General features: G+C 76.3%; 13 protein-coding genes. 7 read left to right on the plus strand and 6 right to left on the minus strand.

All coding sequences use genetic code 11. The features are described 5' to 3' along the window. Positions 1-1,026: 1,026 nt before the first annotated feature. The 5 genes from ABTW87_RS30210 to ABTW87_RS10030 all read left to right on the plus strand — a co-directional run bounded on the left by ABTW87_RS30210 (position 1,027) and on the right by ABTW87_RS10030 (position 9,227). Complete coding sequence (locus ABTW87_RS30210) at positions 1,027-1,860, plus strand: fibronectin type III domain-containing protein (protein WP_502891557.1); 834 nt, start codon at positions 1,027-1,029, stop codon at positions 1,858-1,860. Positions 1,861-2,010: 150 nt separating this feature from the next. Next, on the plus strand, positions 2,011-4,602 hold the full coding sequence (locus ABTW87_RS10015) for a fibronectin type III domain-containing protein (RefSeq protein ID WP_350650414.1): 2,592 nt from the start codon (positions 2,011-2,013) through the stop codon (positions 4,600-4,602). Positions 4,603-4,629: 27 nt separating this feature from the next. Continuing rightward, a complete protein-coding gene (locus tag ABTW87_RS10020; protein WP_350650416.1) occupies positions 4,630-5,625 on the plus strand; it encodes an AAA family ATPase in 996 nt (331 codons plus the stop codon). A gap of 3 nt (positions 5,626-5,628) precedes the next feature. After that, positions 5,629-6,771 (plus strand): DUF58 domain-containing protein, encoded by a 1,143-nt coding sequence (locus ABTW87_RS10025; RefSeq protein WP_350650418.1) that lies wholly within the window; start codon positions 5,629-5,631, stop codon positions 6,769-6,771. Beyond that, entirely contained in the window at positions 6,747-9,227 is a 2,481-nt protein-coding gene (locus ABTW87_RS10030; protein WP_502891558.1) for a transglutaminase TgpA family protein, read from the plus strand. The genes ABTW87_RS10025 and ABTW87_RS10030 overlap by 25 nt, the downstream gene beginning before the upstream one ends. On the opposite strand, the gene ABTW87_RS10035 is transcribed toward ABTW87_RS10030, so the two are convergent. From ABTW87_RS10035 to ABTW87_RS10050, 4 genes are all read right to left on the minus strand, one after another. Next, positions 9,151-9,552 (minus strand): helix-turn-helix domain-containing protein, encoded by a 402-nt coding sequence (locus ABTW87_RS10035; RefSeq protein ID WP_350650422.1) that lies wholly within the window; start codon positions 9,550-9,552, stop codon positions 9,151-9,153. The genes ABTW87_RS10030 and ABTW87_RS10035 overlap by 77 nt on opposite strands. Before the next feature lie 34 nt (positions 9,553-9,586). After that, positions 9,587-9,997 carry a VOC family protein gene (locus ABTW87_RS10040; protein ID WP_350650424.1) on the minus strand — a complete coding sequence of 137 codons (411 nt, stop codon included), beginning with the start codon at positions 9,995-9,997 and terminating at the stop codon, positions 9,587-9,589. Between the two features lie 93 nt (positions 9,998-10,090). Next, positions 10,091-10,882: an SDR family oxidoreductase gene (locus ABTW87_RS10045; protein ID WP_350650426.1), complete on the minus strand. Its 792-nt coding sequence runs from the start codon at positions 10,880-10,882 to the stop codon at positions 10,091-10,093. Further along, on the minus strand, positions 10,879-11,853 hold the full coding sequence (locus ABTW87_RS10050) for an LLM class F420-dependent oxidoreductase (protein ID WP_350650554.1): 975 nt from the start codon (positions 11,851-11,853) through the stop codon (positions 10,879-10,881). The genes ABTW87_RS10045 and ABTW87_RS10050 overlap by 4 nt, the downstream gene beginning before the upstream one ends. A gap of 171 nt (positions 11,854-12,024) precedes the next feature. Between ABTW87_RS10050 and ABTW87_RS10055 the strand changes: the two genes are divergently transcribed. After that, a complete protein-coding gene (locus ABTW87_RS10055) occupies positions 12,025-12,906 on the plus strand; it encodes a DUF1028 domain-containing protein (protein ID WP_350650428.1) in 882 nt (293 codons plus the stop codon). A 36-nt stretch (positions 12,907-12,942) separates the two neighbouring features. Here ABTW87_RS10055 and ABTW87_RS10060 read toward each other — a convergent pair whose 3' ends face one another. Both ABTW87_RS10060 and ABTW87_RS10065 read right to left on the minus strand, forming a co-directional pair. Beyond that, on the minus strand, positions 12,943-13,620 hold the full coding sequence (locus ABTW87_RS10060; RefSeq protein WP_350650430.1) for a maleylpyruvate isomerase N-terminal domain-containing protein: 678 nt from the start codon (positions 13,618-13,620) through the stop codon (positions 12,943-12,945). A gap of 2 nt (positions 13,621-13,622) precedes the next feature. Continuing rightward, entirely contained in the window at positions 13,623-14,510 is an 888-nt protein-coding gene (locus ABTW87_RS10065; protein WP_350650432.1) for a phosphatase PAP2 family protein, read from the minus strand. A gap of 121 nt (positions 14,511-14,631) precedes the next feature. On the opposite strand from ABTW87_RS10065, the gene ABTW87_RS10070 reads away from it, so the two are divergent. Further along, positions 14,632-15,318, plus strand: a complete 687-nt coding sequence (locus ABTW87_RS10070) for a DUF3159 domain-containing protein (protein ID WP_350650434.1) — start codon at positions 14,632-14,634, stop codon at positions 15,316-15,318. Positions 15,319-15,455: the final 137 nt, after the last annotated feature.

Consider the following 15,455-nt stretch of genomic DNA (forward strand, 5'->3'; position numbering starts at 1 on the left):
CCGGCCGATCACCCGCCTACCGGGCCCGCGCCGGCCGATCACCCGCCTACCGGGCCCGCGCCGGCCGATCACCCGCCTACCGGGCCCGCGCCGGCCGATCACCCGCCTACCGGGCCCGCGCCGGCCGGTCCTGAACCGGTCCGGACGGGCCGGGGCACGACGACGGACCTCGCCGCGCTCAACGGACCGACGGTGTCCCTTGCGGTCCTCACCACCGCTTGGCGTCCGCACGACGGCGCGACCACGGTCGGCCGGGCGGCCGACGCGCCGCACGGGCAGGCGCCGGACCGCGGGCGCGTGGACGAGGCCCACTTCGCAGCGGACCAGCCGGCCGGTGGACCCACCCGGCCTTCCGACGCACCGTCCGCACCCGCGCCCCCGCCCGGCGCGATGCCTGCGAAGAGCCACCCGGCCAGCGCACCGCAGCCCGTGTCGGGGCCACCGTCGAGCCGGGATGCGCCCGCAGCCCCACCGGGCCCGGCGGCACCTCCCGGGTCCGCGGGCTGGGACTCGCCGACCATCCAGGTCCGGCAGATCGAGCCGCTGCTCGCGGACGGATCCTCGACCGGGGACGCGACCGGCAGCCCCGTGCGCCCGGACGGACCGTCCGGGGCGCTCCCGGCGACTACCCCGAATCGGGGTGGCGCCGGAAGCCGACCCGCCGGCCCTACCCCCGGACAGCCGGTGAGCGGCCCGCCGTTCCCGGTGAGCGCGCCGCCGGTCAGCGGGCCGCCGTTCCCGGTGAGCGGGCCGCCGGTGAGCGGGCCACCGGGCCCACCGATCAGCGCTCCGCCGTTCGCCGCCGGACCACCACCGGTCAGCGCGCCACCGGTCAGCGGTCCGCCGTCGCCCGCAGCCCCGTCCACCGGGCCGATCGGTGCGGTGACCGCACCGCCCGGCCAGCCGGGCGTTGGCGCAGGGCCCCCGGGGGACGGTGGGAGCCCGCACCTGGCGGGGCCGGCATCCGCAAGGATCTCCGGGCTCGACCCGGCGCACGTCAGCTCCGCGCCGGTTCCGCCGTGGATCATGGGCAGTACGGGGGACGCCGGTGTCGCCACCGGACCGGGCGGGTTGACCGTTGGCCCCGGCGCAACGTTCCCCGGCGGCGCTCACCCGTCACCGGACCGCGCCGGAACGCCGGTCGGCGCGCCCCGGGCGGCTCCGCAACCGGCCGGCACGGCGTACGCCGGGGCCCGGCCGGGTCCGCAGGAGGCCGCCACGGCCGGGAGCACGCAGCCCGGCAGCCTGGCCCGACCGGCGGCGCAGCACGCGCCACCGCCGCAACCGGGAACGCTCCCCGGCCCGGCGCCGGCACATCCCGCGTCCGGGGGGCATCCGGCACCGCCGTACCCCGGTGCGCCGGCGGGAGGCGGGACGCTGCCCGCGTACTTCCCCGAGGAGCCGGTGGGGCACGGCCGCAACCGGACGGCGGGGATCGCGTTGCTCGGGGCCGTGGGGGTGGCCGTTGCGGCCGTCGCCGCCGGTGTGGTGGTGCTCGGTCGGGGCGAGCCCGCGGCACCGCCCGCCGCTCCCCTGGCCTCCGCGGCGGCGCCGGACGCGGCGGCGCCGACGGAGACCGCGCCGACCGGGCCACCGCCGGCGGACCTGCGGCTGCGGGACGACTCCGCGACGATCACCCTGAGCTGGACGGATCCGTCCGGGGGCGCGGTGCCGTTCATGATCGCGGCCGGGCGGGCCGGGCAAGGGCTGGGTGTGCTGGCCAGAGTGGACCCGGGGCGGACCAGCTACACGGTCAACGGGTTGAGTTCCCGGGTGGACTACTGCTTCACGGTGCTCGCGGTGTACTCGACGGACACGTTCGCCACGTCGGGGCAGGTGTGCACCGACCGGGAGAGGTGAGCCCGGCGTCGCACACGCTGTGTGTCCACAGCGGGACGGTACGGGTTCCCCTGGTGACGGCCAGGCCCATATGATGGCACCCGGCTTCCGGGGAGGGCCGCCGTCTTCTGGCCCGTCACCTGCTCAAACGAAACGGGAAGGCAGCTGGTTGTGGCCACCGTCGACGATGCTGTGAACGGTCCACGCCGCCGCTTCCGGGGCGGGCTGGTCACCGTCGCCACGGTGGCGGCGCTGCTGGCCGCGATGGGGCTTACCGTGCTCGGGGTGGGTGCCGCCGACAACGCGGTGGCCAGCTTCGACGCCAGCTCCTGGTTGTGGAGCACCGCCCGCGGGGAGCTGGCCCGGGTCAACGGGGTGACCGCGCGGGTCGACACGCGGATGGAGGTGCCGGGCGCACGGCGGCATCCGCTGCAGGTGACCCAGACCGACCGGCTGCTGGTCCTGCGGGATCTGACCACCGGCCAGGTCAACTCCCTGGACCTGGCCACCCTGCAGATCACCGCCACCTCACCCACCACGCCGGGCCTCGGGGTCAACGTGGCGCTGCACGAGGACGCGGCGTTCGTGGTGGATGCGGTGCAGGGCATCGTCCGCCAGCTGGACCCGCGGTCGCTGGCGCCGGTCGGTGAGCCGATCCGCTATCCCCCGGGCATCACCGGCGGGTCGTTCGACGGCGAGGGTCGGCTGTGGATCGCCGTGCCGAGCGAGGGCACGGTCTCGGCGGTCACGGCCGCGCCGCTGCCGTCGGGCTCCGCGGGCGGCGCGGGCCCGCAGCGGGTCGAGACGTACGAGGTGGCCGAGCCGCACCACGAGCTGGTGGTCTCCAGCCTGGACGACGGAGTGGCGGTGCTCGACCGGACGGCGGGTGTGCTGGTGCTGGTGCGCCGGGGCGACGTGACGCGCACGCCGCTTGCCACGTCCGCGCCGGCCGTGCTGCCCGCCCGTACCAGCGGGCCGGCGGTGCCGGTGACGGTGCCCGCCGAGCGTCGGGTGCACGTGGTCACCGAGGGCGTGGTGCGCAGCTTCACGGTGCCCGGCGCCGGGGGCGACCTGAGCCCGGCCGTGTCCTGGGCGGGCCGGGTCTACTGCGCGGACGAGGCCACCGGCACCGTCTACGCGTTCGACGGGTCCGGCCGGCTGGTCGACACCGTGCGGGGCCGGCGGACCGGCCCGCTGGAGCTGGAGGTCCGGGAGAACCACCTCTTCATCAACGCCCCGGACTCGTCGACCGCCCGGGTGGTCGACGACCGGCACCAGGTGCGCGAGGTCGACAAGTACGCCAACGACGTGCTGGGCGGGGACCCGCCGCCCGCTCCCCCGCCGCCGCCCCCGCCGCGAAAGCCGAAGGTGGGCAAGCCCGGCCCGCCGCGCTCGGTGACGGCCGCGGCCGGCAACGCGCAGGCCCGGGTGAGCTGGCGGGCCGCCGCCGCGAACGGCGCCGAGATCACCAAGTACGTGGTGACCGGCGGCGGGCAGCGGGTGGAGGTGGGCGCCAACCAGCGGGCGGTGGAGATCGAGGGCCTGACCAACGGCGAGACGTACCGGTTCTCGGTGTTCGCGGTCAACGCCAAGGGCCAGGGACCGGCCCGGACGAGCAACCCGGTGACGCCGACGGCGGCCGTGCCGGACCCGCCGGCCAGCGTGACCGCCGAGGCGCGGCCGGACGGCACGGTCGTGGTGCGCTGGCCGGCGGCCAACGGGCAGGGCAACCGGATCGCCCGGTACGTGGTGACGGCCGCCTCGGCCGGCGCCAACGCCCCGGCCGGTGAGTCGACGCGGACCGAGTTGGTGGTGCCGGCCGGTGAGCTGGAGTACGGCACGCAGTACGCGTTCTCGGTCGTCGCGGTCAACGACAAGGGCGCCGGGTCGGCCGCCTCCCCGGTCAGCGACACGGTGGTTCCGTACGCGGCGCCGGGGCGCCCGGTGGACCTGCGCGCCACGACGGTGCCGGACCAGCCGGGCACGGTCGCGGTGCGGTGGGCGCCGGCCGAGGCGAACGGACGGCCGGTGACGGCGTACCAGGTGGACGTCGGCGGGCGGCGCAGCGAGGTGACCGACACCAGCACGACGGTGAGCGGGCTGGGCGACGGGCAGGACGTGCGGGTGACCGTGAAGGCGGTCAACGAGGCCGGGCCGGGTCCGGAGGCCACCGCCACCGCGCGGACGGTGGCCGAGCCCAGGGTGACGGTGACCGGCTCGTCGGCGACCGCGACGTCGGCGACGGTGACGTTCACCGTGGACGCCGGTGGCGGGACGGCGACCTGCGCGCTGAGCACCTCCGGCGAGCCGGCGAAGTCCGGCCCGTGCTCGCGGATCACGATTCCCGGGTTGACGCCCGGCACGGCGTACACGTTCACGGTGACGGCGAGCAACGCCGCCGGGCGGGGCACCGCGACCCGGGCGCAGAGCACCGCCGCGCTGTACGGGACGGCGACGTGCCGCAACGGTGCCTCCGGGGCGGAGGCCACCTACTGTGACCGGGACGTGGACGGCCGCAACGGCAACGAGATCTTCAAGGTCCCCCGGCAGGACAACGACCAGCAGGCCGGGTGGGCGCGGCCGGGCACGCGGCTCAAGGCGTTCTGCAAGCGGGCGGGTGAAGAGGTGTACGCCTACATCTACAACGACCACAAGCGCAGCACCTGGTGGGTGCAGGTCGACTACAAGGGACGCAACTACATCCCGTGGGCCTGGCTGAATCTCGACAGCGGTGACGACATCGGCGTCCTGCCCACCTGCTGACCGCACGCCAGGCAAGGAGCACCACCCGTGAATCCTCCCGAGCCGCTCACCCAGCCGGAGGTGCAGGGCTTCGCCGCCCTCGCCGCCCGGCTGGCGGAGAACGTCAACGCGGTCGTGCTGGGCAAGCCCCAGGTGGTGCGGCTGGCCCTGACCGCGCTGTTCGCGCAGGGGCACGTGCTGCTGGAGGACGTGCCGGGGGTCGGCAAGACCACCCTGGCCCGGGCCGTCGCCGCCACCGTGAAGGGCGAGTGGCGGCGGATCCAGTTCACTCCGGACCTGCTGCCGTCGGACGTGTCCGGGGTGACCATCTTCAACCAGGCGACCCGGGGGTTCGAGTTCCACCCGGGGCCGGTGTTCGCCAACATCGTCATCGCCGACGAGATCAACCGGGCGTCGCCGAAGACCCAGTCGGCGCTGCTGGAGGTGATGGAGGAGCGCACGGTCACCGTCGACGGCGTGCGCCATCCGGTGCCGCAGCCGTTCCTCGTGGTCGCCACGCAGAACCCGGTCGAGATGGACGGCACGTACCGGCTGCCGGAGGCGCAGCTGGACCGGTTCCTGGTGAAGCTGTCCGTCGGGTACCCGGACGAGGCGGTCGAGGTGGAGGTGCTGCGCGGCGCGACGGTCCGTTCCCCCGAGGCGCTGATCCCGGTGACCGACACCGCCACGGTCGGGGAGATGGTGCGGATGGCCCGGCGGGTGCACATCGCCGAGCCGCTGTACTCGTACGCGGTGCGGATCGCCGCCGCGACGCGTAACCACCCGCAGGTGCGGGTGGGGGTGAGCCCGCGCGGGGTGATCGCGTTGACCCGGGCGGCGTGCGCGTACGCGCTTATCGACGGGCGGGGCTGGATCATGCCGGAGGACCTGAAGACGCTTGCCGAGCCGGTGTTCGCGCACCGGCTACTGCTCACCCCGGACGCGCAGGTGCGCGGGGTGACCCCGGCGGAGGTGCTGCGCCAGGCCGTCGCCTCGGTGCCGGTGCCGCTGCCGACCGGCCAGGCCACCCCGGTGCACGGCTGAGTCGTGTGGATCACCGCCCGGGGCGCCGGGATGCTCGTCGCCGCCGTCGTCCTGCTGGTGGCCGGCTTCCGGTTCGCGTACCCGGAGTTGGCGCTGCTGGGCGCGGCGGCCGCGGTCGCGGTGGGCTACGCGGTGGCCAACGCCGCCTGGCGGCCCCGGCTGGCGGTGACCCGTCACGCCGAGCCGGACCGCGTCGCACGGGGCGAGCCGGCCACGATGACGGTGACGGCCCGCAACACCGGGCGGCTGCGCGCGGCGAGCCTGGTCGCTGAGGACCGCTGCGGCGCCGCCACCGTGCCGGTGCCACTGCTGCGCCTGCGGCCCGGCCGGGACACCACCGTCCGGTACGACGTTCCGACGTCGCGCCGGGGTGTCGTGCCGGTCGGGCCGCTGCGGGTGACCCGGCGCGACCCGCTGGGCCTGGTGGCGGTGTCCCGCCGGTTCGGCGGCACGGTTCCGGTGTGGGTGCATCCCCGGATCCACCCGCTGGCGGCGGTGCCGACCGGCGCCGGGCGCAGCCTCGACGGCCGGGTGGACGCCGTTCCGCAGGGGTCGATCACGTTCGACTCGTTGCGGGAGTACGTGGTCGGCGACGAGCTGCGCCGTGTGCACTGGCGGACCAGCGCCCGGGTGGGTGAGCTGATGGTCCGCGAGAACGTGGACACCAGCCTGCCCCGCCTGGTGGTGCTGCTGGACAACCGGGCGGTGGCCCACCCGGACCGGGCCGGTGCGGTCGCCGAGTCGTTCGAGTCGGCGTGCGAGGCGGCGGCGTCGGTGCTGACCGCCGCGTACCGGGCCGACCTGCCGGCGGTGCTGGTGCTGGTGGCGCCGTCGGCGGTGGGCGTGGCGGAGGCGGCTGCGACCCCGCTGGACCGGCTCGCGGCGGCCCAGCTCGGCGAGGACACGCTCGACGCGGTGCTGACCCGGCTGCGCGGCGACCGCCTCGGCGACACGCTTGTCGTCCTCACCGGCCCGGGTGGCCGGGCGGCGTTGGGGCGGGTCGCCGCGCTGCGGGGCGCGTACCCGTCGGTGGTGGTCGGGGTCTTCGGGGCGGCGGAGCCGGCGAACGCGACCGGTCTGGTGGTGATCGACGCCGCGGACGGCGCCGCGTTCGCCGCCGAGTGGGACCGGGTGCGGCGATGGTGAGCACGACGGGCCGGGCCGGGCCGCCGGAGGTCGCGGACGCGGGGCCTGAGCTGTTAACAGGGGACCCTTCCTCTACCGCAGGCGTTAAAAAGGGGCCCTTCCTTGCACAGGCGGTGGCGCTGGTCGTGATGGTGGCGCTGGCCGGCGTGGTGCTCGGGCGGGTCTACTCCGGAGGGCTGCTCACCGGGCTGGTCGCGGGTGCGGCGGCCGGGTCGGTGCTGGTCGGGGTGGCCTGCCGGCGGCTGCCGTCCTGGCTGGTGGCGCCCGTGTCGGTACTCGCCATGGCGGCGTGGACGCTGTGGTCGCTACGCCTGGCCGCGAGCCGCGCCGACCTGCCCGGTCCGCTCGCCGACGTGGCCGCCGACGCCGCCCGCAACGGCATTCCCCGGCTGCTGACCGCGTTGATCCCGGTCGAGCCGACACCGGACACGGTGCTCGTGCCGGTGGTCGCCGCCTGGCTGGCCGGGCTCGCCGCCGCCGAGGTGGCGCTGCGGGCGGGCCGGGTGCTGCTCGGCTACCTGCCGCCGGTTCTGCTGTACGCCGGTGCCCTCTACGTGGTCGGCCCGAACGCCGACCCGGCGGTACGGCCGACGCTTGTGTTCGTGGCCGTGGCGGTGCTGGGGCTCGCCGTGCGGGGGCGCACCGCAGCGGCGGGTACCGACCCGGCTGCGGGGCTCCCGGCCGGGGTCCGCTCGGCGGTACGGGTCCGCCTCGCCGGGGCGTCCGCGGCCGGGGTGGCGGTGGTGGTCGCGCTGGCCGCCCTGCTCGGTCCGGCCCTCGCCGGGCAGGTCGGCGGCCGGCCGGTGGATCCCCGCCGGTACGTGGAGCCGCCACGGGTGGACTCCCTCGACGAGAACCCGCTGATCCGCATCTCCGGCTGGGCGCTGCACCCGGACCAGAAGCTGCTCGACGTGACGACCCGGCCTGGCGATCCGGGTGACGGCGAGGGCCCGGCCGGCGGCAGCGATCCCACCGGCGCGGATCCCGACGGCAGCGGGGACGTGCCCCCCGGCGGCGACCGGCCGCGGATCCGGCTGGCGGTGCTCAGCGACTACGACGGTGTCACCTGGCGGGTCGGCGCGACCTACCGCAACGCCGGCCGCGTCCTGCCGGCGGCGGCCCCCGCCCCGGCCAGCACCGTCGGGACGGTACGGCAGGAGATCACCGTCGCCGACCTGACCGGGCGTCTGCTGCCCGCCGTGCCCACCCCGCGTGAGGTCACCGGGGCGCGGGTGGCGTACGACCCGGCGACCGGGACGCTCATCCGACCCGAAGGCCTGACGCCGGGCCTGCGGTACGCGGTGACCTCCGCCCACGAACGGCCGGTCGTCAACCTCCTCGCCACCGCGGACGTGCCGGCCGGCGCTGAGGTGGCCCGGGTGCTGTCGGTCCCCGACGGGGTTCCGGAGCCGCTGCGCCGGCTGGCGGCCCAACTCGCCGAGTCGTCCGGCGCGCCGTACGCGCGGGCCGCCGCCGTGGAGCAGTTCCTCGCCGAGCACTACCGTCTGGTCGCCGACGCGCCGAGCGGGCACGCGTACCCGAACCTGGCCTTCTTCCTGTTCGGCCCCGGCGACGCCGGTGGGCAGCGCGGCACGTCCGAGCAGTTCGCGGCGGCGTTCGCGGTGTTGGGCCGGCTGGTGGGCCTGCCGACCCGGGTGGTGGTGGGCTTCCGTTCCCCGGGCACCGGCCCGGTGCGGGCGGGTGACGCGTACGCCTGGCCGGAGGTGCTCTTCGACGGGCTCGGCTGGGTGTCGTTCGACCCGCTGCCCCGGCCGGACACCGAGCCTCGCCCGGTCGAGGAGGACTTCCGCCCGCCACCGGAGGAGCCGCCGCCGTCGGAGGCGCCGCAGCCGAGTGTGGAGCCGACCGTCCCGCCGGAACCGCAGGCCGCGGCCGGCCGGCCGGCGGACGGCGGTGGCGTGCCGACGGCGGTGCTGGTGGGCGCTGGCGCCGGCGGCACGCTGCTGCTGGTCGCGACCGTGCTGCTGACCCTGCTGGGCATGCGCCGGTCGCTCAGCCGGGCGCGGCTCAACCGGGGTGACCCCGGCGAACGGGTGGCCGGTGCCTGGCGGGAGGTGACCGACGCGCTGCGGCTGGCCGGTCACCCGGTCTCCGGCGACCTGGCGGCCACCGAGGTCGCCGCCGTGGCGCACGAGGTGCTCGCCCAGGCCACGGCCGGTCGGGGATCGGTCGGGCCCGTGGCTGTCGTGGAGCTGGCGGGTCTGCTGAACCGGGCGGCCTTCGCGCCGGGCACGCTCACCGAGGAGCAGGCGGGGCGCGCCGTCATGGCGGCCCGGGTGTACGTCGCGGCGCTGCGGCAGGCCCGGCCCCGGTGGCGCCGCCTCCTCTGGGCGGTCCACCCCGGCCCGCTGCGTGCCGCTACCGCATCCCGGCGCGTTCCGGTGCAGCGGACGGCCGCGCCGGTGCCGATCCCGCGGGACGGCGCTTCCCGGTAGCTCGTGCGGGTCCCGCCGGGCCGGACGAGGAGACAGCGGCGGGGCTCCGGCCGGTCAGTGCGACGCCGGGTTCGCCCCGCCACCGCAGCACCATGGCGCGTTCGGCGCGACGTGCCTTCAGGTACGCGTAGGGCAACTTCCCGTAGGCCAGCCGGAACTGGCGACTCAACTGCCCGGCCGGCAGGTGCACGCCGCGGGCGAGCGCCTCGACGTCCAGCGGCCGCGCGTACTCCCGGTCGATCCGGTCGCGGACCCGGCGCAGCACCGCGAGGTCGCGCAGGCGCTGCGCCGCGGCGCGTGCGCACCCCCAGGAGGGTTGACACATTAGCGAACTCCTCTCCGGCGATGACCGCGACGGATCAGCGAAGCTCCTGGATGCGGACCAGATTGCCGGCGGGGTCGCGGAACGCGCAGTCACGGACACCATAGGGCTGCTCGGTCGGCTCCTGGACGACCTCCACGTCGCCGGTCTGCACCCGCTCGAAGGTGCCGTCGAGGTCCCGGGTGGCCAGCAGGATCCAGCCGTAGGTGCCCTTGGCCATCATCTCGAGGATCGTGCGGCGCTCGTCCTCGGTGACGCCCGGGTCGACGGCCGGCGGCGCCAGCAGGATCGACGTGTCGGGCTGGCCGGCGGGGCCGACGGTGATCCAGCGCATCTTGCCCTGGCCGACGTCGGTGCGGACCTCGAAGCCGAGGACGTCGCGGTAGAACGCCACGGACGCGTCCGGGTCGACGTGCGGGAGGACGGTCGTGTGAATGGTGATGTCCATGGTGATCAGGCTAGGGCGGTCCCGGGACCGGAACTTCTCGAATCCTGATCGATCCCCGCCGGGACGGTCAGTCTGGCGGATCGAAGGGTCGTCTCACGCGGTCAGCCGGCGGACGAGCTTGCGCAGGCCGGCCTGCCAGCCGTCCGGGTCCTCGGCGCGGCGGCGCGCGTACGTGGCGACCTCCGGGTGCGGCAGGATCAGGAAGCGTTCCTCGGCGAGACCGGCGATCACCGAGTCGGCCACCTGGTCCGGGGTCAGCACCGCACCGGAGGCGGCGATCACCTTCGCGCCCAGGTGCCCCGCGGCCAGCCCTTCGGACAGCATCGGCGTGTCCACCCCCTGCGGGCACAGCGCGCTGACCCGCACACCCCGGTCCCGGTAGGTGATGGCGAGCCACTCGGCGAACGCGACAGCGGCGTGCTTCGTGGCGGTGTACGGGGCGTCCCCGACCGCGGTCAGCACCCCCGCCGCCGAACAGGTCATGAGCAGGTGCCCCCCGCCCCGGGCGAGCATCGCGGGTAGCACCGCGCGGGCGGTGTAGACGTGGGAGAGCACGTTGACCCGCCACGCCCGGTCCCAGTCGGCGTCCGGCGCGTCCACTCCCCCGCCGGTGGACACGCCGGCGTTGGCGCAGAACAGGTCGATCCGCCCGAACTTCTGCTCGGTGTCGGCGACCAGCGCGCGGACCTGCTCCTCGTCGGTGACGTCCACGCCCGCCGGGTGGGCGACCGGCCCCACCGCCGCGGCGACCGCACGGGCCGCGTCGGCGTTCACGTCGGCCACCACCACGGCCGCCGCGCCCTCGGCGGCGAACCGCCGGGCCAGCGCCGACCCGATGCCACCGGCCCCGCCGGTGACCACCACGATCCGGTCGGTGAGGTTCACCGCGGCTCACCTCCGCCCAGCCGGTTGATCACGTCGAAGAGCGCGCCGGCTCCCCCGGCCGCCAGCTCGGGCGTGGGCAGCAGCGCCAGCACCGGCACGTCGACGCCCGCCTCGGCGTACCGGCGCACCTGCGCCCGGCACTCTTCCGGTGCCCCGTGCAGCACGAGGGCGTCGACCACCTCGTCCGGCACGGCCGCTCCGGCGCCGCGCCGGTCGCCGGCCGCCCAGGCCTTCCACATGGGCCCGAACACCTCGTCGCGGCCCAGCCAGCGGTGGAACTCCGCGTACGCCGGGACGGTCAGGTAGCTGGTGATGAGCCGGCGGCCGAGCGCCCGGGCGTGCGCGGCGTCCTCGGTCGGGCAGACGAAGATCCGGGCGACCACCTCGAAGCCGGGGCGGCGCTCGCCGAGCGCGGCCAGCGCCTTCGGGACGTCGCCGGCGGCGAGCCAGTTGAGGATCACGCCGTCGGCCTCGGCGCCGGCCAGCCGCAGCATCCCGGGCCGCAGCGCGGCCAGCAGCAGCGGCGGGGGCACGGCCGGCGGCCGTTCCAGCGTGAACCGCCGCACCGCGAACGTGTCGTACGCCGCGTCGACGGTCTCGCCGGCCAGGGCGGAGCGCAGGAAGCGCAGCACGTCGCGGGTACGCCGGAACGGCTCGGTGAACTCGCCGGCGTTCCAGTCCCCCACGATCACCGGGGAGGACGCCCCGATGCCGAGCGCGAACCGGCCGGGTGCGGCCTCGGCGAGCGCGGCGGCGCTCATCGCGAGCAGGCCCGGCCCGCGTGTGAAGACCGGTGTGATCGCGGTGCCCAGCCGCAGCCGCGGCGTCCACGCGGCGGCGAGCGCCAGCGGGGTGAACGCGTCGGCCCCGGCGACCTCGGCGGACCAGGCGTCGGTGAAACCGGCCTCGTCGAGCGCCCGGTAGACCGCGGCGTGGTCGGCGAGCGGGATCCCGCCCAATGGCACCGTCATGCCCCATCGCGTCGTCATCAATGGATGATGTCCGCCCGTGGCGGTGCCGGGCAAGATCGGTGTGAGGTTTCCCGGTTCTGGCCGTGGCGCGCAGGCGGCCGCCCGCCGGAGGAGGCGGCGCCGCCGTTCTGACGATCCGGCCCGCCGGCACCGCGCGCTACGCTGCGTCACGTGACCTTCTCCCTCGTCGCCCGCTCCGACGACGGCCGCCTGCACGGCGTCGTCGTGGCCAGCCGGTTCCTCGCCGCCGGCGCGCTGGTCCCGGCCGCCGAGGCGGACGTCGGCGCGCTCGCCACGCAGGCCCACGTGAACCTGGCGTACCGCCCGCAGGGGCTGGCGTTGCTACGCACCGGCGTCGCGGCGGCGGACGTCGTCGCCGGGCTGGTCGCCGCCGACGGCGAGCGGGACCACCGGCAGCTCGGTGTGGTCGGGGTCGCCGGCCCGGGCGGCACGTGGACCGGTCCCGCCTGTCATCCGTGGGCCGGCGGCCAGGCCGGCGACGGCTGGGCGGCGCAGGGCAACATCCTCGCCGGTCCGCAGGTGATCGACGCGGTGCGCGACGCCTGGCTCGGCGGGTCCGCACTGCCGTTCCCGGACCGGCTCGTCGCCGCGCTGCGCGCCGGCGACCAGGCCGGCGGGGACCGGCGGGGCCGCCAGAGCGCCGGGCTGCTGGTGGTCGAGCGCGGTGGCGGGTACGGCGGCACCGGGGACGTCCTGGTGGACCTGCGCGTCGACGACCACTCCGACCCGGTGGCCGAGCTGGGCCGGCTGCTCGCCGTGCACACGCTGTTGTTCACCCGGCCGGATCCGGCGACCCTGCTGGACCTCGGCGGCGCGGTCGCCGCCGAGGTCGCTTTCCTGCTCACCGCCCTGGGTCACCCCGCCGACCCGGCCGATCCGGAGGCGGCGCTGTTCGACTGGGCGGGCCTGGAGAACCTGGAGGAGCGGCTGGTGCCCGGCCGGATCGACCCGGTCGTGCTCGATCAGCTCCGCAAGGCCGCCCCGCGCGTACCCGCGCCCCGGCCGGCCGGCGAGCCGCTGCCCGCCTCCTGACTCCGGCCGGATCGTGGCGGTTCTGGGCGGCGCCGGTCAGGGCGCGAAGCTCAACCAGCGGAAGCCGGCGGCGTCGGCGGTGGCGCGTTCCGCGGGTGTCAGCGGCGCCCGGCCGGTGGCCTTGCGGACCAGCGTGAGCCGGTCCCAACCGAGGCCGGGCGGCACCGGACGGCCGCCGGTGAGCAGGTCGGCGACGACCGTCGCGGCGGCCGGCGTCAGCCAAGGCGGCCGGTCCAGCGCCGCCGCCAGATCCAGGCCGTGCACCCCGACCTCGACGACGCGGGTACGCAGGAACTCGACCACGGTCATGGCGTCGCCGTGCCGGGTGCGGACCACCCGGCCGGCCGGCTGGGTGTCGACGGCGTGCAGCGTCGCCCGCCATACCCGGTCGACGTCGTCGGCGAGCGCCGCGGCGCTCAGCTGCCGGCCCTCCCGGCGGCCGCCGTCGATGCGAGCCGCGTCCACCGGCGGGGTGAACTTCGCCGCGCCGAAGTAGCCCGCGGCGTCCACCTCGGCGTGCGGGGGCGCGGGGGCGGCGAGCATGTCGGCCAGCCGCCCGACGCCGGTGCGGACGTGCCCGAGCAGGCCCCGGACGTCCCACGGCCGGCAGTCGGTGGGCCGGTCGAGGTCATTTTCGGTGAGGTCGCGTAGCACCTCGACGAGCCGCGCGCACTCGTCCCGGAACCCGGTACGGACCAGTTCGGGGCCGGTCATCGTCAGCCTGCCCGTCGGGGTACGAGACGGTGCACGCTGATCAGCACCAGGGCCATGACGACGCCCATCGCGCCGGCGATCCCGGCGGCGCTGCCCGCGTACCCGGCGAAGAGCGGCCGTCGACTCAGCTCGTCCGGGGTGGTACCGCGAAGGTCGGTCAACCAGGCCAGGGCGACGAGACCGGCCACCACCGCGAGCAGGCCGCCCACCCCGAGCACCCCGGCGGCGAGGCGGTGCGCGTCGGCGGAGTCGACCTTCGCCCGCTCGCGCTGCGTGACGAGCAGTACCAGACCGCCCAGCGCCGCCCACACCCCGACCACCAGGTACGCCGCGACCGCGTCGCTGGGCCGGTGCCAGCCGGCGGAGAGGGTGGCCACCCCGGCGGCGGCAGCGTAGCCGGCGCCGAGGTACGCACCGGCGACGCGAACCGTCCGGGGCAGGACGAGCACCAGCGCCACCGCGACCGAGGCGGCGACGGTGGTGTGCCCGCTGGGCAGGCTGTTGCCGGCGTAGATCCGCTCCGGGTCGATGCCGAGGTCCGGCCTCGCCAGGCCGTACTTCAACGCCTGGGTGGTGACGTTGGCACCGACGATCAGCAGGGTGGCGGTGATCGCGAGCGCGACCCGCCCCCGCATCAGGGCGATGAACCCGATCACGGCGGTGGCCGCCAGCAGCGACACCACCGACATGGCGTTGAGGATCCGGTCGACCGGCTCGTCGATGCGGTCCTGCCCGATCCGGTTCCCGGTCAGGGCGACCGTGTCGAGCCACTGGCCCAGCTCGGTGTGCACGGCCGCGCGCCACAGCGCGAAAAAGGCGGCCGCCTGGGCCAGCGCCAGCACGACCAACCAGACTGCCGTCCAACCCCTCGCCGTCTCACGCACCCGCACAACTTAAGCGACACGTCACACCTCCGCCCGGGTGGCCCGCCGCCGGATCGGGACTAGGTTGGAGGCTGGTCCGCAGGCGTCGCCATGCCAGGGGCCGCGGCGGGACGTCAGGGAGGTGCGGGTGGGCAGCGCAGCGGAGCGGGCGCCGCGCCCGGAGTCGCTCGCCGACCTGCTCGGCGGGCGCCGCGGGGCGGTCGACGCCACCCTGCCGCCGGTGGCGTTCGCCGCGGGCTGGCTCCTCGGCGGGGAGTCGCTGCCGATCGGGGTCGGCGCCGCGCTGGTGACCGGGGCGGCGGTGGCGGGGTGGCGGTGGCGTCGTGGGCACCGGCCCCGGTCGGTGCTGCTGGGACTGCTCGCCGTCTGCGTCGCCGCGCTGGTCGCGCTCCGCACCGGCCGGGCCGAGGACTTCTTCCTGGTGCAACTGGTCGCCAACGCGGCGAGCGCGCTCGCCTGGGCGGTCAGCATCGTGGTCCGCTGGCCGTTGCTCGGTGTCGTCGTCGGCGCCGCGCTGCGGCAGCGCACCCGGTGGCGGCGGGACCCGGCGCTGCTGCGGGCGTACGGGCGGGGCAGTTGGCTCTGGGCGGCCAGCTACGTGTTGCGGGTGGCCGTGTTCCTGCCGCTGTGGCTCGGCGGGCAGGTGGTGGCGCTGAGCGTGGCCCGGGTGGCGCTGAGCTGGCCACTGGTGGCCGCCACGCTCGCGGTGAGCTGGGTGGTCGTGCGCCGTTCGCTGCCGGCCGGGCATCCGGGCCTGCGCCATCCGCTGGCCGGGGAGCCGGCGACGTCGGCAGCCGCGCCGGCCGGCGGGTGACAGCCGGACCGACAAAAGAAGTGGAGAGGCCGCCACGGGGGGAGCGGCCTCTCCGGTGACGTACGTTACTCCGTCACGGTCCACTTCGTGATCCCGGGAGTGGTTGTTTTTCGGGCCTTTTCGCGCCCTGTGCACAA

The organism is Micromonospora sp. NPDC126480, assembly GCF_040302465.1.
In the GTDB taxonomy this organism is placed as follows: Bacteria; Actinomycetota; Actinomycetes; order Mycobacteriales; family Micromonosporaceae; genus Micromonospora.